Genomic DNA, 24,372 nt, shown 5'->3' with positions numbered 1-24,372 from the left:
TCATATATGATAATTTCGCTAAATGAAAAATAAGAATAAGGACCACAAAGGCAATACCGCTAAGTAAGCAATGGTTGTCATGGTCACGATATTCGTGGCAAAATCAACATCTCCTCCTGCTTCTGCCGCTAAAATCGGCATAATAACCAGCGTTGGAATAGTGGATTGAATAATAAAGGTTTCTTTTAATAGCGTGTTATCTGTCCCACCAATGAGTAGAACAAGAACCATTAAAATTGGGAAAATAATAAAACGGCCAGCTAGAGCAAGTACTGTATCACGTTCTAACCGCAGTGTTCCAAGCCCGCTTTGTTTAAGATTAATCCCAATATACATTAGTGACAATGGAGTTACTAAACTTCCCACGATACTAATCGAATTCTGAGCAAAGGTTGGAATTGGAATCCCTAATGCTACCACTCCTAAAGCCACCAAAAACGCAATGAGTGGTGGTGAACAGAGATTCTTCCACTCGATTCCATTGTTTTTGTTTCCGCCAGGACGGTCAGTAGCTACAACATACGTTCCAACGGTAAAAATCGACAATGTATTCATCACATAGTAAACCAAGAAGTACGGCATCGCTTCTTCTCCAAAAAGGGAGAGGTTGAGCGGGAGCCCCATAAAGACCGTGTTCGCATTAACGAATGTATTGAGCATAATCCCTCGTCTTCCAACAGGAACTTTAAACAACACCACAGCGCCCCATGCGACGATATACCCTAGAATTACAGTAATCAATGGATAAAAACTTGCTCCAAAGAAACTGACGAGTTGATCTCCTGTAATAAATTTTAATACGGAAACAAAGATAGATGCTGGTAAAGCAATCTTCAAAATCAAATCCGCAATGCTCTTACTGAATCCTTTCTGAAACCATCCCTTGGCCTGCAAGAGATAACCGAGCGCGATAACAGCTAGTATCGTCACCAGACTCGATAACGCCTGTATAATCACATGCTTTTCCTCCAAATAATCTTATGACAGTTACTATACGCTCTCCTAGCCATTTCGTCAAACTGAGCCACAAAAAAAGCCTACCAAATGAATGGTAAGCTTTGTTCATTATGCTCTTTTACGAAAGGCACTCAGGATAAATGAGATGAATAAAATCACAAGGAACACACAAGTAATCGCAGCTCCCGGAGGTGCTTCGTAAATATAGGATGCTGAAAGGCCTGCAAAGAAACCAATCAGACTAATGATAATTCCGCCTATAATTACTCCGTTAAACTTACTGCTAACACGAAGCGCAATCGAAGCTGGCAATACGATAACGGCTGATACTAGAAGAGATCCTGCGATTGGCATCATCACAGCAATCACAACTCCTGTAATAATTGTAAAGAGATTCGTCATCAATCGAACGGGCAATCCCGCGGTCATCGCTGTGTCTTCATCGAATGATAGAACATAGAGTGGTTTACGGAAGATCGCATATAGACCAACTACTATGACAGCTAATAAAATCATAATCCACATTTGCTCTTTTGTAATTGTCACTATCGAACCAAATAAAAATTGGTCCACACTCATCGTTGAACGACCTTTTTGTAAGTTCATTAAAATAAGAGCAATCGCCATTCCACCAGACATCAAAATCGCAACGGTAATTTCGGAATATCCTCTAAAATACTTTCCAATGGCTTCAATAAAAATTGCTGCAATAATGACTACAATTAGTGTTGTGAACGTCGGATTCATCCCTAGAAGAAACCCTAGTGCAACTCCGACTAAAGAAACGTGCGATAAAGTATCCGCCATGAGCGACTGTCTTCTAAGAATTAAGAATAATCCAAGAATTGGCGTAATAAAAGCCATTGCTATTCCTGAGATGAATGCTCTTTGCATGAAACCATAGAAAAACATCTCCATGGAGAATCCTCCTTTCGTTGCAGATGGATATGTTTATCCACGTATTGTTCAAGTGCTTCTTCCTCATGAGTGACCATTAAAATGGCTTTCCCATGATGAACGCATGCATGATGTAATAAATGATAGAATCGTTCTCTAGAAGCTTTGTCCATACCCGCAGTTGGCTCGTCTAAAACGAATAAATCTGGGTCTGTTGCAAAAATTCGCGCTAAACAAATGCGTTGTTTTTGTCCCCCTGATAAATCTCCGATACGCTTATGACGCTCATCCCACATCCCAACGGATTTGAGAGAACGCTCGATATGTTCGTGATCTTCTGCTGTTAACTTTTTAAACCAGCGACCTTGTTGGTATCGCCCTGAAGCAACTAATTCATAAACATTCGAAGGGAAACCTACATTAAAAGAAGAAATCTGTTGCGGAGCGTATCCAATCGATAACTTCTCGCCATTTCTATTTTTCTTAGCAATCACTGCTTTTCCAGTCTTTGGAGTTAAAAGTCCCAAAATATTTTTTACGAGCGTTGACTTTGCGGCCCCGTTTTCCCCTGTCAAAATAACAAACTGACCTGGTTCAACCGTAAAGCTAATATCTTCAAGTACTGTCTCTTGTTCATATGAGAAAGAAAGATGTTCTACTGAAATATAATGCATAATTTCTCCTTTCTAAATCGTAGTGATTCTTTTTTATACAATGGATAGAATAGCATATCCACCTTATTGAGTCAATGATTCACTCTCTTCAATATTAGTCCCATTTTTGAATAGAAAACAACCTTCCAAGATTTTTCCTGGAAGGTTGTTTCATATTTCTATATCAATTAGTCGTTTAAGAATGAATGTTAGTCTTCTTTACGGTTACGACCCAGAACGATCATACCTAAACCTGCAAAAGCGACACTTGCTCCTGCTACAACTGTTGATAAAGCAGCAACCGTACCTGTATTTGGTAATTCTGGTGCTTTTTCTTCTGAAGCTGGCACTTCTGTTGTTTTTGGTTGTTCTACAACTGATTCGACTGCTGTTGTTGGTGTCTGCGTTGTTTCTTCTGTTGTTTCTGGTTGTGGAGTTGGAGCTGGCACTGCATCCGCTACAAATGTCCATGTTCCTTTGAATTTTAAATTCCAACCATTATGATCCCATTCACTGATTTGTTTTTCAGTAAAGTCATACGCAACAAATGTCCATGTTCCTTTGTTTGTGTCATCGTAGTAAGTTGTTTGTGTTGGTTGTTTGGCAACCACTTTCTTGTCAGCGTAATCAGTATCGTTTCTCTTAATATAATAATACTCTTCAGTTTCTTCTGGCATAAATCCATTAATGGCTGCTGGTAAATCCTTACCTTCTGTTCCACTCACAAATTCATAAGCCACTTTACGACTTGTTGGAGTAAAATCAAACTCATATGATGTAACAATTTCAGGAAGATTATTAATGTTGGCATATGATTCCAGTTTACTTCGTCCATCATATGTCAAATTAATTGGTGGCTCCACAAAAGTCCAATATCCTTCATTTTCTTCATCAATATGATGGCCAAAACCACCTATTTCGTCATCCCATTTACTTATTTTATCATATGCTTTTTTACTTTCTTCATTTCCATTTGAATTTGTGTAATCTACATACGATACTCTAATTTTTTGTGTTTCTTTTTCTAAATTTAATAAATTTTTAGGAAGCGTGATTCCAGGATAGGTATATTGAGTCTGATTTGAAACCTCTATTGAAGAAGAGACCAAAACGTAATCAAACCATTTCCATTTCCCTGTGAAGACTACATCGCCTCCTTGAACCGTTTTACTATCCGCATCAAACCCTTGGAATACCCAATAACCTTCTCCTTCAACGGCTTCACTTCCTTGTCTCTCTTCAACTACTCTTTTCATAGGACCAAATGGATATACTGTTTGTCCTTCCACGTAGTCAACGATATCTACTGTTGGTACTGATCGATCTATTACATCTTGAGGTAATACTTTTCCTGGAGTAACGCTTTCGTAGACATTTTCCGCATGGTAAACTTGTGGAGCTGCTTCCTGAGCGAATACCCCTTGTGTATTGGATACGATTGATGGTGCTAATACGCTTGCGATTGCCATTGTAGCAGTCATTCCTACAATTTTACGAATTACATTTTTCTTTTTGTTTGAATTCATTTTTATATTCCTCCTTTTTACTTACAAGTTCAGATTCTAACATAAATTTATTGTCATTGCAATCATTTTGTTTTTTATTTTCATTTACTATTCATCTTTTGGGCAAAAAGTTCTTTTCCTATTCATATTTATATTCCTCTCATCTTTATTATTTCTATTGACATACATATATTCATTTGATATCATTTAGATATCAAATAGACAAAGGAGTCTTTTTTATGAACGAAAAAATCTTAAAAACAAAGTCTAACGGTTTTGCTGCGTTATTTATCATTGTTCTAATGATTATTTTTGCAATTGCCAGCTTTATTTCTTCCATCTCCTTTTTGAAGAATGAAGCATTAACTATCGTTGGCGTTTTGCTTAGTATCTTTTTATTTATTGCATCGATCATTTCATTTGGTGGTCTGAAAGTTGTCAAACCTCAAGAGGCCATTGTTTTGACTCTTTTTGGGAATTATACAGGAACGATTAAAGAGCCGGGATTCTATTTTGTAAATCCTTTTAGCGTGGCAGTGAATCCTGCTGCTAAAACAAAACTAGGCCAAAGCGGTGATGTAGATCGTCAAAATACACCAATATCAGTTGGTAACTCAAGACCTGAAGCCAACTTAGACGCCTTTAATAAACATATTTCCTTAAAAATCATGACCTTAAATAATTCTCGTCAAAAAATTAATGATTGCTTAGGAAATCCTGTAGAAATCGGAATTGCCGTAACTTGGAAAGTGGTTGATACCGCTAAAGCGGTCTTCAATGTCGATAACTACAAAGAATACTTATCGCTTCAATGTGACAGCGCCCTTCGTAATATTGTACGCATCTATCCTTATGATGTAGCCCCAAATGTGGATACTACTGGAGATGGGATTGCCGATGAAGGAAGCTTACGTGGTTCCAGTGAAGTTGTTGCAAAACGAATTCGTGATGAAATTCAAGCACGTGTTGAAAATGCTGGACTCGAAATTATTGAAGCACGCATTACTTATCTAGCATATGCTCCTGAAATCGCTGCAGTAATGCTTCAACGTCAACAAGCTTCAGCAATTATTGATGCTAGAAAGATGATTGTAGATGGTGCCGTTGGAATGGTTGAAATGGCGTTAGAACGCTTAAGTGAAGGAGAATTAGTAGAGCTTGACGAGGAACGTAAAGCTGCGATGGTCTCTAACTTACTAGTTGTTCTTTGCGGAAATCATGATGCTCAACCAATCGTTAACACAGGAAGCCTATACTAACGATGGCTGACTTAAAGAAAAAACAAATTCCATTACGACTGTCTTCTAAATTATATGCTGCTATCGCATCATGGGCAGAAGATGATTTTCGATCAGTCAATGGACAAATCGAATACTTATTAACAGAATGCGTGAAACAACGTAAGAAAGATGGCAAATACGTCGCTGAAACCATTGATGAGCCATTTGAAATCGATATTGAGTAACAATAACGATGGACGAAATTGGCGGCACTGACCCCCGTAAATGAGAATTAAATAAAAACACCTCCAAGTTGGATTTGGTACAATATTATCAAATACACATGGAGGTGTCTTTTTATGGTTAAAAATCGAGTGGCTTATTCTATTGAACCAAAGAATAAAGCCGTAGAAATGAAATTACAGGGGTATAGTACAAAACAAGTAATGCTGGAGTTAAACATTAAAAACAAAACTCAAGTAGAAACATGGTTTAAGTGGTATAAAAACGGAGAAACTTATCGTTTCCACCAACCGGTGGGAAAACAATATTCCTATAATAAAGCAATATCTGAACTTTCGGAAATCGATCAATTAAAATTAGAGTTACGAAGAAAAGAAGTTGAATTAGAAATATTAAAAAATACAAGGAATTGGAAAGGAAAAAAGAATCCAACAAAAATTGGACTACCTGTCTCCGGTTGAATACCGGAGACAGGTAGCCCTAGGGTGTTTTTATTAAATTCTCACTTTTTGGGGTCAGTCCCACTTTTCCTGGAAGGTTGTTTCATATTTCTATATCAAGTAGTCGTTTAAGAATGAATTTTAATTTTCTTTACGATTACGACCAAGAACAATCATACCTAAACCTGCAAACGCAACACTTGCTCCTGCAACAACTGTTGATAAGACAGTAGCTGTACCTGTATTTGGTAATTCTGCAGCCTTTTCCTCTGAAGTTGGCACTTCTGTTGTTTTTGATTGTTCGACAACGGTTTCCGCTTCTGTTGTTGGTGTCTGCGTTGTTTCTTCTGTTGTTTCTGGTTGTGGAGTTGGAGCTGGCACTTCATCGGCTACAAATGTCCATGTCCCTTTGAATTTCAAATTCCAACCATTATGATCCCATTCACTAAGTTGCTTTTCAGTAAAGTCATACGCAACAAATGTCCATGTCCCTTTGTTTGTGTCATCGTAGTAAGTTGTTTGTGTTGGTTGTTTGGCAACTACTTTCTTGTCAGCGTAATCATAAGAGTTTCTCTCACTATAATAATACTCTTCAGTTTCTTCTGGCATAAATCCATTAATGGCCGCTGGTAAATCTTTACCTTCTGTTCCACTCACAAATTCATATGCCACTTTACGACTTGTTGGAGTAAATTCAAACTCCATGCGCACTATCATATAAGGCAATGTATATCTTACGAAACTATCTTCAACTCTAATTCCAGTATTACCGTTTCCTAAACCATAACCCCGTGGTGCGAATGTCCAATAACCTTCATTTTCTTCATCGATATGATGTCCGTAATCCAATGCATCTTCATTCGAAAGGAAAAACTTCTCTTCTATTTCATTTATCTTTTCATTATATTGTCCTGTAGAATAATCATAGTACGAAAGTCTAATATTTTGTGATTCCTGCTCTAGTTTTCTTAATCCTTTTGGATAAGGAATCACACCCTCATTAACTAATTTATAGGATACATTGATAGAATCAAACCATTTCCATTTACCTGTGAAGACTACATCACCACTTTGAATCGTTTTGCTATCAGCATCAAATCCTTGGAATAGCCAATAACCATCTGTCTCAGAGTAATTACCGTTCCCACCTTCACCAGCTACATCACTAAATGAAGTTTTTGGGGTAACCACTGTTCCATCGACATATTGAGCATCTGCTGGTTTTCTATCTAATACTCTCTGCGGTAGAGCTTTCCCTGGCGTATCGCTTTCAAATACGTATGTTACTTTGTATTGTCCCACAGGTGCCTCTTGTGCTAACACTGTTTGTGTGTTCGATAAAATTGATGGCGAAAATACGCTTGCGATTGCCATTGTAGCAGTCATTCCCACAATTTTACGAATTACATTTTTCTTTTTGTTTGAATTCATTTTTATATTCCTCCTTTTTTCTTACAGGTTTAGACTCTAACATAGATTTATTTTCATTTCAACTATTTTGTGTTTTAATTTCATTTATCCTTCATCTTTTCAATAAAAAACTCTTATTTTATTCATGTTTATATGGGACTGACCCCAATTTGTCCATCCTTTTTTCTCTCCTCAAACTCTCAGTAGTCGTCGCTTTTTATTTAGCTAATAGAAAAGCAGTGTGATTACGGAGAATCGTACGGATTTTATAATAACAGTAAAGCGATTCGCAAAAAAGACGAATTAAAGGGAGTTCGGAATTGATTCCGTACTCCCTTTTTGAGTTTTTTAGTCGAGAGACTTTAGGCTCGAGCCGGTGCAACGTTACCGTTATTATAAAATAATCCGCAAGGATTCGAAGGAATCATAATGGAAGGTTTGAAGCACTTTATTGTTTAATTTTCTTTTGGCTATGCAGTGGTTTGGCAAAAATCATACGTCCAGCAGCTGTTTGAAGAGCGCTCGTTACGACCACTTCAATCTCTTCATTCATATAATATTGTCCATCTTCAACAACAATCATTGTTCCGTCATCTAGATAAGCTACGCCTTGTTGACGTTCTGTTCCTTGTTTGACTACGGTAGTCTTCAACGTTTCACCCGGAATCACCACCGGCTTAATGGCTTGCGCTAATGCATTAATATTAAAGACCGGAACATTTTGGAATTCACTCACTTTATTTAAATTAAAATCGTTCGTGATAATAATGCCGTCAATCGCCTTCGCCAAGCGAATCAACTTACGGTCTACTTCATTGATATCATCATAATCTCCATCGTAAATCTCTACTTGAATATGCTCTTCTTTTTGAAGGGCGTTCAAAATATCTAATCCACGGCGACCCCTCACACGTTTTAAACTGTCAGCACTATCCGCAATGTATTGAAGTTCGTTTAATACGAATACCGGAATCACTAGTACCCCTTCTATAAAACCAGTTTTAGCAATATCGTAAATACGACCATCAATAATGACACTCGTATCGAGTAGTTTATATTTTCTAAAATTATCTCCTGCTTTTCGCTGTAATACGGGACCTTCTTCTGCTTTTTTCTTATTGACTGTGAAGACTCTTAGAATATCCTCACGACGAGTAGTTCCTACGTAAAATCCAAGATATCCAAAAATAATACTTAGAGCAATCGGCAAGGCTTGAGTAATTGCAGGGATTTGTAAATTAGTAAATGGGAGCCCCACAAGCCACGCCACTAAAAGTCCAATCAGTGCTCCTATCATTCCAAAGAGTAAATAGCTTACAGACAGTTGATTCACTAGCTTCTCAAGTCTTCTCACACCGGATAAAATCGGATCCGTTACGAAAAAAGAAATAAAGAATAGAATAATTGCGCCTAACAAAATATTCGTAACTTGAGAAGTAATCCAGTCGTTAGAAATTGATAAAGCTGCCCAAATGCTTGGGAGGTAGGTTGCTCCTAAAGACCCTCCAAGCAATACAAAAATGAGCTGCAATAATTTTTTTCCGTAGGATTGAAATTTTTTGGGTTGTTCCATTAAATCCTCTCCTTTCTATTTTTCATGATTGAAAGCTTTATAAATAGCTTCTTTAACAGAAGATACACCGACAACTTCGATATTTTCAGGAATTTTCCATCCATCTAAGTTGTTTTTTGGAATAAAGACACGCTTAAATCCGAGCTTTTCTGCTTCACGGACACGATCATAGACACGGTTCACTTTTCGGATTTCACCCGTTAAGCCGATTTCGCCTATAAAGCAATCTCCCATCTGCGTTTCTTTTTCTTTATAGCTTGAAACGATACTCATCGCAATCGCTAAATCGACTGCAGGTTCATTAAGTTTCAAACCTCCCGTTGATTTAAAGTACGCATCTTGATTTTGTAAGAGAAGTCCTGCACGTTTCTCAAGCACCGCCATCAAGAGCGCAACACGATTATAGTCCAGACCGCTTGTCGTACGGCGTGCATTTCCAAAGGCCGTTGGTGACAATAGACATTGCACCTCAGTCAAAATAGGTCTTGTCCCTTCAAGTGACACCACAATCGCCGAACCTGTCGCTCCAGCAAGACGCTCTTCTAAGAAGACTTCGGAAGGATTCGTTACTTCGTTCAGTCCTTCTTGATGCATTTCAAACACACCAATCTCATTCGTTGAGCCAAACCTGTTTTTCACAGAGCGAAGCACTCGGAAACTATGATGTTTATCCCCTTCAAAATAAAGAACGGTATCTACCATATGTTCCAACATACGAGGACCTGCTAAGGCACCCTCTTTAGTCACGTGACCCACAATAAAGATGGCAATCTGATTGAGTTTAGCAAGTCGCATTAATGTGGCCGTTGCCTCACGAACATGAGACACGCTTCCGGCTACCCCGTTTGCCTGCGGATGTGTCATCGTTTGAATCGAGTCGATAATGACATAGTCCGGCTTCAAGGATTCCACTTGTGCAACGATATCTTCTAAGTTTGTCTCCGCATAAATATAAAATCCGTCTGCTTGCATCCCAAGACGCTCTGCACGCATTTTAATTTGAGACGCACTTTCCTCTCCGGATACATAGAGAACCGTTCCTTGTGTTTGTTGTAGTTCACTAGAAACTTGTAATAATAAGGTAGATTTCCCAATCCCAGGGTCCCCACCAATCAATACAAGGGACCCTGGCACCACGCCACCCCCAAGAACGCGGTCGAGTTCGCTAATAGACGTTTGGACACGATTGACACGTTCATAAGAAACTTGATCAAGTCGCATCGGTTTTGTTTTATGCGCTTCTTCCGAATGTTGCACTAAGGAGGGACGTTTCGTGTTACTCGTCGTTTCCTTAAATTCTTCCATTGTTGACCAATTTCCACAGTTTGGACATTTTCCTAAATATTTTGGTGAGTTATATCCACATTCTCTACATACAAAACTTGTGGCTGTTTTTGCCATATTGGCCCCTTTCTAACGAACGCCAGAAGAACCAAAACCACCTGTACGTTCATTCATATCATTTTCTTCGTCCGTATCTGCTTTTAAGAATGGTAAGAAAATACCTTGGCCAATACGGTCGCCTTTTTTAATTTCTTTATCGAATAATCCAAAGTTGATCAATTGGAAGTAAATATGTCCTTCATTATCTGGATTATTATAGTAGTCACTATCGACAACCCCAATTCCGTTTGGTAATACTAAAAAGTGTTTGAGTGGATTACTTGAACGGTTCGCAAGTTGTAAATATTCATCTTCTTGCATATAAGATTTAATTCCTGTTGGAACAAGAATCGGTTTTAATACCTTTTGTTCTTTTTGTAATTCTGCCTCAACCGTTTCTTTATCGGTTGTGTAAATCCATTGTTTTAATTGAGTAGCAGCAAATTTAAAAATCATTTTCCAAATACTTGGCAACACAATATCTTCTGCCGCTTCAAAATCATAACCTGCCGAATGTTTTGTAGAACGTTTAGGAACATTAATTCCTTTTCCTTCGTAGACAGATATCACTTCGAATCCACGTTTTCTTTCCATTTCATCACCTTTTTCATTTAAAGTTTCTATCCCTTATGATAACAAAGTTTTGCAAAGCTTGCATCCGTGTTTACTCATTTTTTGAAAATCCTTACATTCTTTATCTTAAGATACGGTAAAACGAATCCTTCGAATCTGGATTTTCGGCAATATGCACAAAATTCAGGGTGCTTTTTGTGCAATCTACCCTATCTCTTTCTAACCAAAAAAAGTACACTAATAATGTTAAAACAATGACAGGGGGAAATCCTAATGGTAGAAATGCAATTAAACCATATTCACAAAAAATATGACAACGCGGAAAACTATTCCGTAACAGACTTTAACTTACACATCAAAGACCGCGAATTCATCGTATTCGTAGGACCTTCTGGATGCGGTAAATCAACTACACTTCGTATGATCGCTGGTCTTGAAGATATTTCTGAAGGGGAATTAAAAATTGGCGACGTTGTAATGAACGACGTAGCTCCAAAAGATCGTGATATCGCGATGGTATTCCAAAACTATGCCCTATATCCTCACATGAGCGTATATGACAACATGGCATTCGGTTTGAAATTACGTAAATACGATAAAGCTGAAATTGACAAACGTGTTAAAAACGCAGCGGAAATCTTAGGCTTAGCACAATATTTAGAACGTAAACCAGCAGCTTTATCTGGTGGTCAACGTCAACGTGTGGCTTTAGGACGTGCGATTGTTCGTGATGCGAAAGTATTCTTAATGGACGAACCTCTTTCTAACTTAGATGCTAAATTACGTGTTGCGATGCGTGCTGAAATTGCGAAATTACACCGTCGTTTAGAAACAACAACCATTTACGTAACCCACGACCAAACAGAAGCGATGACAATGGCGGACCGTATCGTTATCATGAAAGATGGTTTCGTACAACAAATCGGTACTCCACAAGAAGTGTACAACACTCCTAACAACGTATTCGTAGCTGGATTCATCGGATCACCAGCAATGAACTTCTTCAATGTCACATTAAAAGACGGCGTTATTACAAATGGTAAAGGTTTATCATTACAATTACCAGAAGCGAAGAAAAAACTTCTTGAAGAAAAAGGATATGAAGGAAAAGAACTCATCTTCGGTATCCGTCCAGAAGATATCAAAGGAGCTCAAATTGCTATCGATACTTATCCATCGTCTTCAGTGAAAGCAGAAGTTGTAGTATCAGAATTACTTGGTGCAGAAACAATGCTTTACACTCGTGTTGATGATACTGAATTCGTATCTAAAGTGGATGCACGTGACTTCCACAACCCAGGTGAAACAGTTGAATTAGCATTCGACTTAAACAAATCTCACTTCTTCGACAAAGATACTGAACAAGTAATTCGCTAAGAATAAACTCAACTCAAAAAGCTGACAGCTCGTTAAGAGTCGTCAGCTTTTTGAGTTTTTTATTATTCGTCTACTTCCTGAAACTCACATTCAAAGCGATAGACAAAAAATTTTTCAATCACCGATTTGATTTCATCATCACTAAGATTTTGAATAATATCATCAAAATCAATGGCTTCTAATTCTTCCTCAGTAAGCTTTTGATACGCAGGTAAATCAGAGTACTTTTTCAATTCATCATAGACAATGAAATCTCCATCAATAAAAGATTCAATGAGTCCACGTCTTTGAAGAAGATAAAACAACTCTTGGTAACTATCCCCTGTAAAACGATACACCGTCTTATCCGAATAAATTCCACAACAATGCGTTTGATTTAAATTTAATTTTACTTTGGTCATCTTCTTTCCCTTCTTTCATTGACTTCCTTTTTTTATATAAGGAGAAGAGGAGATTTGAACTCCCGCGCCGCCTTCACGACCTATCGCATTTCGAGTGCGACCCCTTCAGCCTCTTGGGTACTTCTCCATATTTTAAGTATAGTACGGATTTTTTCCTCAATCAATGCTTTTTACACAAAAAACCACCGACACGTGGCCGGTGGAAAAAAGGATTAGAAATATTTATTTGGGAGGATAAATATTCTCTTTGGGAATAACTAGAGTATAAAGACAGCTTATGAAATAAATATGAAGATAAATTCTCTATTTTGCACTTTCTTTTTATTTTTTTTATGAGAATATTTACTTATTTATGATAAGCATGACCTGAATTAATGCGAAATGAACGGTAAATTTGCTCGGTTAGAACGAGTCTCATCAGTTGATGAGGTAAGGTAATACGACCAAATGATATCTTACGGTCTGCGCGTCTTTTCACAGCTGGACTTAACCCTAGAGATCCCCCAATAACAAATACCATCGAACTCTTACCATGCACTGCAAAAGTATCCATCTCTTTTGCCAATTGTTCTGAACTCACCAAGTCTCCTTCGATAGCCATCGCTACGACTACATCTCCTTCTTTAATTTTAGAAAGGATACGTTCTCCTTCTTTTTCGAGTACTTGCTCCATTTCTTTATCGCTCAAATTCTCTGGTGCTTTTTCGTCTGGAACTTCAATAACCTGGAACTTGCAGTAACTTCCTAATCGTTTTGCGTATTCATCTATTCCTTGTTTTAAATATTTTTCTTTTAGTTTGCCAACACTCACAATTGTGATATTCATTTAATCCCCTCGTTTCATCCAATATCTTACCTTTTTTTGAGGAAAAATGCTTGTTTTATCCTCTTATCCCCTACTTATCCACAGAGTTATCCACATGTACACATGTTCGCCACTAAATTTTGACATTTTTTATTCATACCCCCTAGATATAGATTCACTTTCTTTAAATGTTACATAAATGTTATATTTCATTCTTGGGCTTTTCCTTCAGTTATCCACAGTTATACACACTGAATCTAAACCTTTAAAAATGCTGTTATTTCAACATTCTTTGTCATTTTATGAAAAAGTTATCCACAATAATTCTTTTTCATGTTTATAACTTTTTCCAATCAAATTCCGTATTCTAGGCTTTTTAGCGCTTTCTGTTTTCAAAAGAGGTTCCCCTAAGTTTGGACTTGACAAAGAGTTTTCCAAAGACTTTTCCACAGAGTTATCCACAATTCGGTGGATAAGTTTGAGGATAAGTCAAAAAAGTCGGATTACACATTTGCAATCCGACTCTCTCTTTATTTTTTATAAACTTGGGTTATTGGTTTCTGTTAGTGAAACCGTTGTTGTATGCTTTTGTCCGTTACGATAATACGTTACTTCCAATTTATCTCCAACTTTATGGCTATAGAGTATTTTTCTTAAATTTTGAATTCCCTCTACTTTTTGACCATCCATTTCTACAATTACATCATAAGGTTGAAGTCCTGCCGCTTTTGCACTTCCTTTAGAAGAAACTTCTGCAACAACTACCCCGCCCTTCACATCTTTTGGTAAATCTAATTGATGAACGACTTGTGAATTCACATTCGTTAAGTTCACCATTGAAATTCCTAGAGCCGGACGAACGATTTTACCATTTTTTTCCAATTCATTGATGATGGATACCACTTCATTACTTGGAATGGCAAATCCCATTCCTTCAACAGAAGATTTAGAAATCTTCATGGAGTTAATCCCAATCACTTGTCCCGCGCTATTAATTAAAGCTCCACCTGAGTTTCCTGGGTTAATCGCTGCATCAGTTTGAATCGCATTTACAATCCAATCTTGTTGACCATCTCCATCCACGTCTGTAGGAACTGGACGATTATTTGCAGAAACAATCCCTTGCGTAACACTGGTAGCAAATTCACTGCCGAGAGGAGATCCAATTGCAATAGCTGTCTGTCCTGCTTTTACCTCATCAGAGTTCGCAAACTCAGCTACAGTACTTACTTTATCTGCTGGAATACGAATTACTGCTAAGTCCGTCCATTGGTCACTCCCAACTAATTCTGCCTTTTCCCTAGTTCCATCAGCTAAAAGAACTTCTAACTCTTGCGAATTTGCAATAACATGATTGTTCGTTACGATGTAGGCATATCCATTTTCTTTTTTATAAATAACGCCACTACCTTCTGAAGCTGTCCTTAATTCATCATTTGATTGCTGTTGTTGCTGATTCCCATAAAAAGAATTACGGCCAGATGCTTGTTTGTTAATAACAGAAACAACCGCATTTTTGACATTTTCAACCACTTTTGAAATATCATTATTGGTATTCGCAGCAGCTGTAGAGGTTTTTGTAGTAGTTACATTGTTCTCTGTGGCTTGTGTAGTAGGTGCTGGTGTTTGATGGTTTAAAGGATTTGTAACCGCCATAATTCCAATTCCGCTTGCGACTGCAATGGTTCCTCCAACAATCCCACCAACAAATCCATTTCTAAAACTTCTATTTTTACGTTTTCTAAGCTTTTTTTGTTGTTCTTCTTCCATTTGCTCACTCCTCTCGTTGTTACTTTAAAGATAAATTCCAAATATGAATTTAGTGTGAACAAACGCTTATAGTCTATTTAAAAATCTCTTGCATTATTCCTAAGAAGTTAAACTTCAAATAAACTTGTAGGCTCATACGGATCCGTATGAAATAATTCGAAGGAGTGATGAACTCCTTTATCATGAGTTTTAAATACAGTTTCTGCTGTTTGATAAGCAATTTCTTTCATATTATTATCTTGACTTAAATGGCCTAAATAAATTCGTTTGGTTTGATCACCAAGCATTTCACACATCGCTAGAGCCCCATCATCATTGGATAAATGGCCTTTATCGCTTAAGATTCGTTGCTTTAAATGCCACGCATAAGGTCCCATTCTTAACATTTCCAAATCATGATTGCTTTCGATTAAATACGCATTAGCATTTTTTAACAGAGCTCGAAGTTTATCACTTACATATCCAGTATCTGTTAGCATAACAAATTGGCGTTGATCCTTTTGGAAGCTATAAAATTGTGGAGCCGCCGCATCATGAGAAACGGCAAAACTCATCACATCAATATCTCCAAAAGTTAATGTATCTCCTGTATTAAAGATTTCTTGCTGCTCTAGAGCTACCTTTCCAATTTTACTGGACATTGCTGCCCATGTTTTTTCGTTTGCATAAATAGGAATGCCATACTTTCTTGCAAGAACACCTATTCCCTTGATATGATCCGAATGCTCGTGAGTCACTAAAATGGCATCAATATCGGATATAGAACGATTTATTTTTTCCATCTGAGCACTAATAGCTTTACCAGTGAGTCCACAATCCACTAATAATTTTTGCTTAGGAGTCTCGATATAAGTCGCATTCCCTGAACTCCCACTCGCTAATAAACTCACTTTAAAACCTAACTCTTGCATACTATGTCCCTTCTATTGTTGTTGCACTGTTTGTGTTGTTGTGTTATTAGTTGTTGCACGTTGTGTTTGCGTATTCGTTGTTTCCAAGGTTTCATTCGTTAACACGGTTCCATGAATCGCATCTACACGTCGTGCCACTAATTGACCATCTGCTTGACGAATTTCAACATACCAAGCAGGAGAATAAATGGAAAACTCTTTTAGTACTAATGATTGGAAGTAAGATAGCTTAACCGTTGAAACTATTGATTTTGCTGGAATTTTCCCCGCTAGGAATAAAACTTCAACAGCGCTTTGTGCAGTGATTAGACTTCTCTTATTTCCAAGTACTTGCACATTCCCTGCATAGGTCTGTTCATAACTAACTGCTTGGTCATTCGCATTCAATGTGACTATAATTTGGCTGGTTCCGTCCATAATACTCAATTTATCAGCTTTTTGTGCATAAATCACCTTACGTGTGGTAGCATTATAAGAAGACCATACATATTTATCACCGAATAAAACCTTATTATTGATAAAGTTTGTTAAGGTATTAAAGCTCTCCTCATTTATCGTAGTCGATAAACCTAACTGAATCGGTGGTAGCAATTCTGCAGTGATGACATTTTTTTCCAATGTGACGCTTTGATTTTGTAAATTATTTAAACCTGGCCCGATTGAAACGGGTGTTAATTGGATAATCGGAGCTGTTTCGTCCGTTGAAGGTAATGACGGCAATGTAATCCCATCTTGTTTCATCTGATCAATAACATTAATACTCGAATTCAAGGGTGTTTTCGACTCTACCTTTTTCTGCCAAACGAGTCCAAATAGGAATACATCTAGGAAAAAGAAACAAACAATCAATACGATTGCACTTCTTCTAAAATCCATCTCCTTCACCTCCTACTGTTTGTTTGTTTACAGTATCTCCCGCTTTTTTCTCATTTTTTAACTCTGATAGTGTCTTCCATCTGTTTTTTATTTTTATATACCAAGTTGGAATGAACTCTACAATTTGATTGTTTTCACTACTGGTCGTCCAAGAATAACCAATTCGAATCTCTTCGATTTCATTCATAGAGAAACCTTCATTAAGCAGTTCCACCACAATATCTTTTCCACCAACAATCGATACTTTTTTACTCTTTGAGGGTAGAGGCGTTTGCGCAATTAAAGATGATGTTCTTAATTTTTCAATTCCATGCGCAGTAGCTTTTACTTGAGTCATCCCTTCTCTTCCGCTAGAAAGAATTGGATAAGAGCTCACATAACGAACATACTCCACTATATTGGAACTTAAATCTACTGAAGAAAAACTCATTCCAAGTTGCCATCCGCCTAGACGCTTCATCTGTGTAAAAGTCTGCGTTAAGTTATTAGTATATAAGAGTATTTCTTCCCCTGGTTTATTTTCAAAGAAAGTAATAATATTGGTTGTACGATCCATCTTCAATTGAGATAAATTATCGTTATACACCACACTCTTTCCGTCTCCACGTGTTCTAATTTCCGTTTGATTTGTAAAGAGTTGACGAATATAAAAAGTAATTGGAATCTGTTCAATCAAATACGCAGATTGTTCAACCATTACCTTATCTTGTTCGACAAAGAATTGCTTTGTCTTTCCTCGATACGATTCTACTTCATAAAATTCATCTGTTTTATACAATGCTTCCATCTTCGCATTTAAAGTTTCATCGATTTTCGCACTGTATATATTCTTATTTTCATCATTGACAAAGTACGCAGTATGCGAATCATCCGTTCGAATAACAATCCGTGAAAATGTCTCATTAACATAATCATCATTCAATCCATCAAAATAACGATTCATAATTCCGAAAGAAATCAAACCGTCAAATAAGATTTGCGAATGAGCTTCTCTTAAAACAAGGTTTTCATAACTAATATCATCTAATTTAGACAAACGTGTTGTATTCGAAAAGCTTTTTGATAAAAGGGTATTTAATTCTCTTAGAATCGACATTTGGCTTGTCATTTCAAACTTATTATTATTATTTGTTAAGATAAGGCGTGTCGGTCTAAAAACATCCTCAAACGTATAGTTCGCTCGAATCTGCGCTCCGGAATTTTGAGTGGTCGTCAGATTAGCAGATTGATTTTTAACTCCAAAAAACTCAACTGGACGAATGACAATTAAATACGTAAATATCAAGCTAATGAGCATCAAAATAAATAATGACGATAATAGTACTCTAAATTGCTTAAATCTCATCCCATTCACCATCCTCTTCAAATGGAACATATGGTAATGAAATAAAGAACGTTGATCCTTTATTTTCAATACTATTCACCCAGATTTTTCCTCCATGAAGTTGTACTACTTCTTTAGAAATGGCAAGACCCAGTCCACTACCGCCCATTGCTCTTGAACGAGCTTTATCAACACGATAGAATCGGTCAAATAAGTGTGGAATATCTTTACGAGGAACTCCTAGTCCTTCATCACTCACACTAACAATGAGATCGGTATGAGTTTCCATGAGTCGAACAATAATACGTCCTCCATCTGGAGAATATTTAATCGCATTGTTGATAATATTATCTAATACCTGAGTCATCTTATCTTGGTCAATTTCTACCCATAGGTTTCTTTGCGTAATATCTGTGAGAATTCGATAGTTCTTTTCTCTATATTGATCGGATTGTAAAACCATATCAAATCGATTCACAATATGCTTCACCAGTTCATTCATATTCACAAACTCTTTATCAAGTTCCAATCGATTTTGGTCCATCCGTGATAAGTTCAGCAAGTCGGTAATCATACGCATCATTCGATCCGTTTCTGTTTCGATGACATTCAGAAACTCTGGGGCAATTTCTTTATTTTCCCATGCTCCATCCACTAACGCTTCCGTGTAACTCTTAATGCTTGTTAGTGGGGTTCTTAATTCATGAGAAACGTTCGATACGAAATTACGACGTTCACGATCAATTTTTTCCTGTTCCGTAACGTCAGTTAACACGCATACAAGCCCACTGATAAAACCGGATTCACGCTGAATCACTGAAATTTCACATTGAACAATGGTTTCCTCGCCATCTTCTTCAATCGTAATCATTCGCTCTTCTTGAGATTCCAACAAGTCTCTAAAAGAAACACTATTATCTAAACGCAATACTTCAAGTAATGGCGTTCCGATAACATGCTCATTTCGTAAGTTCAAAACATCCAATGCAGCAGCATTAATAATCACAATTCTTCCACGACGGTCTGTTGCAATAACCCCATCACTCATATGACGTAGAACACTATCTAAGCGTTGCCGTTCCGCTTCCGTTCCTTCTTGGGCTTCTTTGATTTTTACAGATAAATCATTAATCGCTTGCCCTAACTGACCAAGCTCATCGTCTCCGTAAATCATCACTTCACCCGTATAGTTTCCTTCTGCAATTTGTTCTGTCTGTTGTTTCATTTCAGCAATCGGACGAGTAATCCCTTGAGAAATCATGACGGTAATCACAATCGCTAAAATGATAATAAAAACGGAAGAACTAATAAAAATAATCCCAATATCTTTTACTTGAGTGTACCGCGATTCAATATTAGACGTTACTGAAATGATCCCCACTGGATTTCCAGAAACACCACTGAGGGGATCAATCGGAGAAACATATTTCCAATATCTAGAATCTCCGTCAATATAGTTGTAACTGTACACAGTATTTGAGACTACCACTTGTTGTACATCCGCCTCTGTAGAACGAGTCCCTACAATTGATTGTTGGGTTTGATTCGTGGTTCCCAAAATATATCCCTGCATATCCATAATACGAATTTCTACAATACTATTTCCTGTTGGATAATCTTGTAACAATTGCGATATTTCAGCCGATTTGGCCTCATCTGTTGTATCCTTAGCCAAAATGGGCTGCACATTATTTTTCAAGAACCCTACTTGTAGCTGAATTTGTTCCTGAAAGTTCGAAATCATTTGAGATTCTAATTGCGTTAAGAAGTTCGCGACAATGAGTTGCAACGAAATCATCAAGAGCAAAATGAACAGCATCGGAATCTTAAATTGAATGGAACGAAAAAATCGTTTCACCTTCTTCATGAGTCACTTTCTCCTCTACTTTTTAGCAAAATACGCTTTCCTTACCAGAATATACCATGGCAAGGAAAAGCGCATTTGTTGTTTAAGCTTCTTTTTCTTGGTCTGGGGTTTTAATATAATATCCTACCCCACGGCGAGTCATAATCCATGTTGGATGACTCGGTGTGTCTTCAATTTTTTCACGTAAACGACGAACTGTTACGTCTACTGTACGAACATCCCCAAAGTAATCATAACCCCATACCGTTTGCAATAAGTGTTCACGAGTAATCACTTGTCCGATATGTTTTGCTAAATAATGAAGCAATTCAAATTCACGATGCGTTAATTCGATTTCTTCACCACGTTTTGAAACCACATAGGCGTCTTCATGAATCGTTAAAGCGCCTAAAACAATTTCGTTAGCTGTTTTTTCTTCTTCTGTTTCCGCTGGAGCTAATTGTTGACGACGTAAGTTTGCTTTGACACGCGCGATTAATTCTCGGTTGGAGAAAGGTTTTGTTACGTAATCATCCGCTCCTAATTCAAGACCTAAAACTTTATCAATTTCAGAATCTTTAGCTGTTACCATGATAATAGGCACATGACTTGTTTTACGAATTTCACGACAAACTTCTAATCCGTCAATTTTTGGTAACATCAAGTCTAAGATGATTAAATCCGGATTTTTTTCATTAAAAGCAACGAGTCCTTCTTCACCATCAAACGCAGTGATGACCTCAAATCCTTCTTTTGAAAGACTAAACTTGACGATGTCTGAAATTGGCTTCTCATCATCTACAACTAGGATTTTTTTCATGTAAATCCTCCTTTACTCTACTTCTTTTTTATGCCCAAACACTTTCTAAAATGTTAGTTTGTTCTCTATCTGGCCCTACACTGAATGTAGAAATTCGTACGCCGACTAATTCTGAAATACGGCGAACATAGTTGCGTGCATTTTCAGGAAGCTCTTCGAGTGAACGGCATCCTGTAATGTCTTCGTTCCAACCTGGTAATTCTTCATACACAGGTTCGCATTGTCCTAATTCTACTAGGCTTGCTGGATAGTGAGAAATTTCTTCTCCATTTGGCTTACGGTAAGCCACACAGATTTTAATCGTTTCTAATCCTGTTAATACATCGATACTGTTCAAGCTTAAATTTGTAATGCCTGATACACGTTTAGAGTGACGCATTACAACGCTATCGAACCAACCAACACGTCTTGGACGTCCAGTTGTTGTACCATATTCACGTCCGACTTCACGAATACGTGAGCCGATTTCATCGAATAATTCTGTTGGGAAAGGTCCATCCCCTACACGAGAAGTGTACGCTTTACATACCCCAACGACTTTATTAATTTTCGAAGGTCCAACACCACTACCGATAGTCACACCCCCAGCAACTGGGTTAGAAGAAGTTACGAATGGATAGGTTCCTTGGTCGATATCCAACATCACCCCTTGTGCTCCTTCGAATAATACGCGTTTCCCTTGATCTAATGCATCATTTAAAATAACAGAAGTGTCGCACACATATTGTTTCATTTGTTGGCCATACTCATAGTACTCTTCAAAAATATCATCAAACTCGATTGGTTCAGAATCATACATTTTAGTAAAGAGACGATTCTTTTCGGCTAAGTTAATTTTTAGACGTTCCGCAAATACATCTCTATCGAGTAAGTCTGCCACACGAATTCCAACGCGAGCTGCTTTATCCATGTAGCAAGGTCCAATCCCTTTATTCGTTGTTCCAATTTTGTTGTCGCCTTTAGCTTCTTCTTGTAATTGGTCTAAGCGAATATGGTATGGCAAAATGACATGCGCACGGTCTGAAATACGTAAGTTATCAGTAGTCACATTTCTTTCGTGTAAATACGCAAGTTCTGTGATGAGAGATTTTGGATTTAAAACAACCCCATTTCCAATCACACTGATTTTCTCTGGTGAAAAAATACCGGATGGAATTAAGTGAAGCTTATAAGTCACACCATTGAATTGAATCGTATGACCAGCATTATCTCCACCTTGATAGCGGGCAATAACTTCTGCGTTCTCACTGAGGAAGTCTGTAATTTTACCTTTCCCTTCGTCTCCCCATTGTGTTCCAACAACTACTACTGATGACATTTGACGCACCTCTTCTATTTTTTTAATTTTACTATGCCATTGGAGCTCTTTGCTCAATTTCATCCGGCACTAAATTTGTAAACTTATTAAATTCCTTCATGAAGTTTAATTCAACCGTTCCACGTGGACCGCTACGGTTTTTCTCAATAATAACCTCAATGGTACTATTTGGTTCCACTTCTGGAACATGTCCATTTTCATCTGGCTCTTGACGATAATAATCATCACGATATAAGAACGCTACGATATCCGCATCTTGCTCGATGGATCCAGATTCACGAATATCCGACATGATTGGTCGTTTATCTTGACGTTGTTCCACTCCACGCGATAATTGCGAAAGTGCGATAACGGGAACTTTTAATTCCTTCGCTAATTTCTTCAAGTTACGAGAAATTTCAGAAACCTCTTGTTGACGACTCTCTTTTCCGTTTCCTTCGATTAATTGTAAGTAATCAATCACTACTAAGCCGAGATTATTTCTCTCTTGCTTCAAACGACGACACTTCGCACGAATCTCTGACACACGAATTCCTGGCGTATCATCGATATAAATAGGTGCTTCAGCAAGAACCCCTGTTGCAACGAAGTATTGGGTATATTCTTCATCGGTCAGTTTCCCTGTTTTCAAATGTCCTGCATTAATGCTTGCATGAGAACAGATAATCCGTTCCACTAAAGACTCAGCACCCATTTCAAGACTGAAAATAGCCACAGTTTCATTCAAGTTAACTGCAACGTTCTTAGCAATATTTAACACGAAAGCGGTCTTCCCAACAGATGGACGTGCTGCTAGAATAATCAGCTCATCGGCGTGAAATCCTGAAGTCATTCGATCTAAACCGATGTACCCTGTAGCAATACCAGTGACTTCTCCATTATTCTTGGAGCGTTCTTCTAGGCTTGCATACGCATCATGTAAAACATCTCGGATTGGAATGAATCCCGCTTTATTTCGTCCTTCAGATACAGAAAGAATATCTCTTTCAGCTGTATCTAAAACATTTGCAATTGTTTCATCTTCTTGATACGCATTTTTTACAATATTTGTCGATGTCTTAATTAACTTACGACGAGTCGATTTCTCTAAAACAATTTGAGTGTAAAATTCAACATTGGCTGCTGTTGGAACTTTATCAAGAAGCTCAATAATATTTGCTTCTCCACCCACATTTTCAATTTGATTCTTCTGCCTTAGTTTTTCTGAAACGGTGATTGGGTCAATCGCTTCTGAGTTTTGATTTAATTCAATCATTGCAGCAAAAATCAATTGATGCACGACACGATAAAAATCATCAGGCACAAGAAATTCCATAACCGAAATAATCGAGTCTTGCTCTAAAAGAATTGATCCCAAAACGGCTTCTTCTGCCTCAAGATTTTGTGGTGGAACTAAATTTGGATATAGTTCTTCCATTCAAACACCCTTTCTACTAAAAATAACCATAAAAATACAGTTTCATTGTATCATAAAACACCATAATAAAACAGAAGATTGGGCTCAAAATAAGAGATAACTTAATCTATTCGTGAAATGTTTCACATTATTTTAAAAAGAAAGAGACTATCTTGTAGGATAATCTCTTTTCGACTTTTATAACTTTATTGAGCAACGATATTCACTGTCATAATCGCTTGAACATCATGGTGTAATTTAACAGGTACACGAGTGTATCCTAGCGCACGAATTGGAGCTGCTAATTCGAATTTACGACGATCAAGTTCAACATTGAATGTTTTATTAAATTCTTCTGCAATTTGTTTTGCTGGGATTGCTCCGAATAAACGTCCATCTTCCCCTGCTTTAGCTTTAATGGTAACGACTGTTTCTTCGCGTTCTAGGAACTCTTTTAATTCTTTGGCTTTAGCTAATAATTCAGCATTATGTTTTTCTTCGGCTTTCTTTTGTCCTGATAAAGTCGCAAGGTTTGCTGAAGTAGCTTCCTTTGCAAAACCATTTTTAATTAAGAAATTTTGTGCATAGCCATCTGCTACATTTTTAACTTCGCCTTTTTTACCTTTGCCTTTTACATCTTTTAAGAAAATTACTTTCATACTCTGTTCCTCCTC

Annotated in this window: 22 protein-coding genes, 1 tRNA gene and 1 pseudogene; 4 read left to right on the top strand and 20 right to left on the bottom strand. The window is 37.4% G+C overall.

Features of this window, described 5'->3' with window-relative positions:
* Nucleotides 1-18 precede the first annotated feature (18 nt).
* The 4 genes from ACO5V7_RS05865 to ACO5V7_RS05850 all read right to left on the bottom strand — a co-directional run bounded on the left by ACO5V7_RS05865 (nt 19) and on the right by ACO5V7_RS05850 (nt 4,033).
* The gene (locus ACO5V7_RS05865; RefSeq protein WP_485485430.1) at nt 19-957 is read right to left on the bottom strand and encodes an AEC family transporter; all 939 of its coding nucleotides are present in this window, start codon (nt 955-957) and stop codon (nt 19-21) included.
* 108 nt (nt 958-1,065) lie between these two features.
* Nucleotides 1,066-1,875 (bottom strand): metal ABC transporter permease, encoded by an 810-nt coding sequence (locus ACO5V7_RS05860; protein ID WP_485485429.1) that lies wholly within the window; start codon nt 1,873-1,875, stop codon nt 1,066-1,068.
* The gene (locus ACO5V7_RS05855; protein WP_485485428.1) at nt 1,824-2,528 is read right to left on the bottom strand and encodes a metal ABC transporter ATP-binding protein; all 705 of its coding nucleotides are present in this window, start codon (nt 2,526-2,528) and stop codon (nt 1,824-1,826) included. The genes ACO5V7_RS05860 and ACO5V7_RS05855 overlap by 52 nt, the downstream gene beginning before the upstream one ends.
* A gap of 188 nt (nt 2,529-2,716) precedes the next feature.
* Nucleotides 2,717-4,033 carry an SHIRT domain-containing protein gene (locus ACO5V7_RS05850; protein ID WP_485485427.1) on the bottom strand — a complete coding sequence of 439 codons (1,317 nt, stop codon included), beginning with the start codon at nt 4,031-4,033 and terminating at the stop codon, nt 2,717-2,719.
* Between the two features lie 218 nt (nt 4,034-4,251).
* On the opposite strand from ACO5V7_RS05850, the gene ACO5V7_RS05845 reads away from it, so the two are divergent.
* From ACO5V7_RS05845 to ACO5V7_RS05835, 3 genes and pseudogenes are all read left to right on the top strand, one after another.
* Nucleotides 4,252-5,271, top strand: coding sequence for an SPFH domain-containing protein (locus ACO5V7_RS05845; RefSeq protein WP_485485426.1), 1,020 nt, complete (start codon nt 4,252-4,254; stop codon nt 5,269-5,271).
* 2 nt (nt 5,272-5,273) lie between these two features.
* The gene (locus ACO5V7_RS05840) at nt 5,274-5,477 is read left to right on the top strand and encodes a type II toxin-antitoxin system antitoxin (RefSeq protein ID WP_485485425.1); all 204 of its coding nucleotides are present in this window, start codon (nt 5,274-5,276) and stop codon (nt 5,475-5,477) included.
* 114 nt (nt 5,478-5,591) lie between these two features.
* A pseudogene (locus ACO5V7_RS05835) lies at nt 5,592-5,895 on the top strand (IS3 family transposase); the annotation flags it as partial.
* 161 nt (nt 5,896-6,056) lie between these two features.
* Here ACO5V7_RS05835 and ACO5V7_RS05830 read toward each other — a convergent pair.
* From ACO5V7_RS05830 to ACO5V7_RS05815, 4 genes are all read right to left on the bottom strand, one after another.
* Nucleotides 6,057-7,346 (bottom strand): SHIRT domain-containing protein, encoded by a 1,290-nt coding sequence (locus tag ACO5V7_RS05830; protein ID WP_485485424.1) that lies wholly within the window; start codon nt 7,344-7,346, stop codon nt 6,057-6,059.
* A 427-nt stretch (nt 7,347-7,773) separates the two neighbouring features.
* The gene (locus ACO5V7_RS05825; RefSeq protein ID WP_485485423.1) at nt 7,774-8,898 is read right to left on the bottom strand and encodes a PIN/TRAM domain-containing protein; all 1,125 of its coding nucleotides are present in this window, start codon (nt 8,896-8,898) and stop codon (nt 7,774-7,776) included.
* A gap of 15 nt (nt 8,899-8,913) precedes the next feature.
* Entirely contained in the window at nt 8,914-10,299 is a 1,386-nt protein-coding gene (gene radA / locus ACO5V7_RS05820; protein WP_485485422.1) for a DNA repair protein RadA, read from the bottom strand.
* Nucleotides 10,300-10,311: 12 nt separating this feature from the next.
* Nucleotides 10,312-10,875: a dCTP deaminase/dUTPase family protein gene (locus ACO5V7_RS05815; RefSeq protein ID WP_485485421.1), complete on the bottom strand. Its 564-nt coding sequence runs from the start codon at nt 10,873-10,875 to the stop codon at nt 10,312-10,314.
* A gap of 252 nt (nt 10,876-11,127) precedes the next feature.
* Between ACO5V7_RS05815 and ACO5V7_RS05810 the strand changes: the two genes are divergently transcribed.
* The gene (locus tag ACO5V7_RS05810) at nt 11,128-12,231 is read left to right on the top strand and encodes an ABC transporter ATP-binding protein (protein WP_485485420.1); all 1,104 of its coding nucleotides are present in this window, start codon (nt 11,128-11,130) and stop codon (nt 12,229-12,231) included.
* Nucleotides 12,232-12,293: 62 nt separating this feature from the next.
* Here the strand turns inward: ACO5V7_RS05810 and ACO5V7_RS05805 are convergent, their stop codons facing one another.
* From ACO5V7_RS05805 to rplI, 12 genes are all read right to left on the bottom strand, one after another.
* Entirely contained in the window at nt 12,294-12,632 is a 339-nt protein-coding gene (locus ACO5V7_RS05805; protein WP_485485419.1) for a hypothetical protein, read from the bottom strand.
* Between the two features lie 39 nt (nt 12,633-12,671).
* A tRNA-Ser gene (locus ACO5V7_RS05800) sits at nt 12,672-12,759 on the bottom strand.
* A 219-nt stretch (nt 12,760-12,978) separates the two neighbouring features.
* Nucleotides 12,979-13,458, bottom strand: coding sequence for a 23S rRNA (pseudouridine(1915)-N(3))-methyltransferase RlmH (gene rlmH / locus ACO5V7_RS05795; RefSeq protein WP_485485418.1), 480 nt, complete (start codon nt 13,456-13,458; stop codon nt 12,979-12,981).
* 516 nt (nt 13,459-13,974) lie between these two features.
* Nucleotides 13,975-15,207: a S1C family serine protease gene (locus tag ACO5V7_RS05790; protein WP_485485417.1), complete on the bottom strand. Its 1,233-nt coding sequence runs from the start codon at nt 15,205-15,207 to the stop codon at nt 13,975-13,977.
* 107 nt (nt 15,208-15,314) lie between these two features.
* A complete protein-coding gene (locus ACO5V7_RS05785; protein WP_485485416.1) occupies nt 15,315-16,118 on the bottom strand; it encodes an MBL fold metallo-hydrolase in 804 nt (267 codons plus the stop codon).
* Nucleotides 16,119-16,130: 12 nt separating this feature from the next.
* The gene (locus ACO5V7_RS05780; protein WP_485485415.1) at nt 16,131-16,994 is read right to left on the bottom strand and encodes a two-component system regulatory protein YycI; all 864 of its coding nucleotides are present in this window, start codon (nt 16,992-16,994) and stop codon (nt 16,131-16,133) included.
* Nucleotides 16,984-18,339 (bottom strand): YycH family regulatory protein, encoded by a 1,356-nt coding sequence (locus tag ACO5V7_RS05775; protein WP_485485414.1) that lies wholly within the window; start codon nt 18,337-18,339, stop codon nt 16,984-16,986. The genes ACO5V7_RS05780 and ACO5V7_RS05775 overlap by 11 nt, the downstream gene beginning before the upstream one ends.
* Complete coding sequence (walK, locus tag ACO5V7_RS05770) at nt 18,329-20,185, bottom strand: cell wall metabolism sensor histidine kinase WalK (protein ID WP_298648624.1); 1,857 nt, start codon at nt 20,183-20,185, stop codon at nt 18,329-18,331. Before walK ends, ACO5V7_RS05775 begins: the two co-directional genes overlap by 11 nt.
* A gap of 82 nt (nt 20,186-20,267) precedes the next feature.
* On the bottom strand, nt 20,268-20,984 hold the full coding sequence (gene yycF, locus ACO5V7_RS05765; RefSeq protein ID WP_298648622.1) for a response regulator YycF: 717 nt from the start codon (nt 20,982-20,984) through the stop codon (nt 20,268-20,270).
* Nucleotides 20,985-21,012: 28 nt separating this feature from the next.
* Nucleotides 21,013-22,302 (bottom strand): adenylosuccinate synthase, encoded by a 1,290-nt coding sequence (locus ACO5V7_RS05760; protein ID WP_485485413.1) that lies wholly within the window; start codon nt 22,300-22,302, stop codon nt 21,013-21,015.
* Nucleotides 22,303-22,333: 31 nt separating this feature from the next.
* Nucleotides 22,334-23,719, bottom strand: coding sequence for a replicative DNA helicase (dnaB, locus tag ACO5V7_RS05755; RefSeq protein WP_485485412.1), 1,386 nt, complete (start codon nt 23,717-23,719; stop codon nt 22,334-22,336).
* A gap of 185 nt (nt 23,720-23,904) precedes the next feature.
* Nucleotides 23,905-24,357: a 50S ribosomal protein L9 gene (gene rplI / locus ACO5V7_RS05750; protein WP_259949778.1), complete on the bottom strand. Its 453-nt coding sequence runs from the start codon at nt 24,355-24,357 to the stop codon at nt 23,905-23,907.
* Nucleotides 24,358-24,372 lie beyond the last annotated feature (15 nt).

It is taken from the genome of Granulicatella sp. (assembly GCF_057274575.1).
Note: the sequence above shows the minus strand (reverse complement) of the source record. Positions and strands in the feature narration are given on the sequence as shown.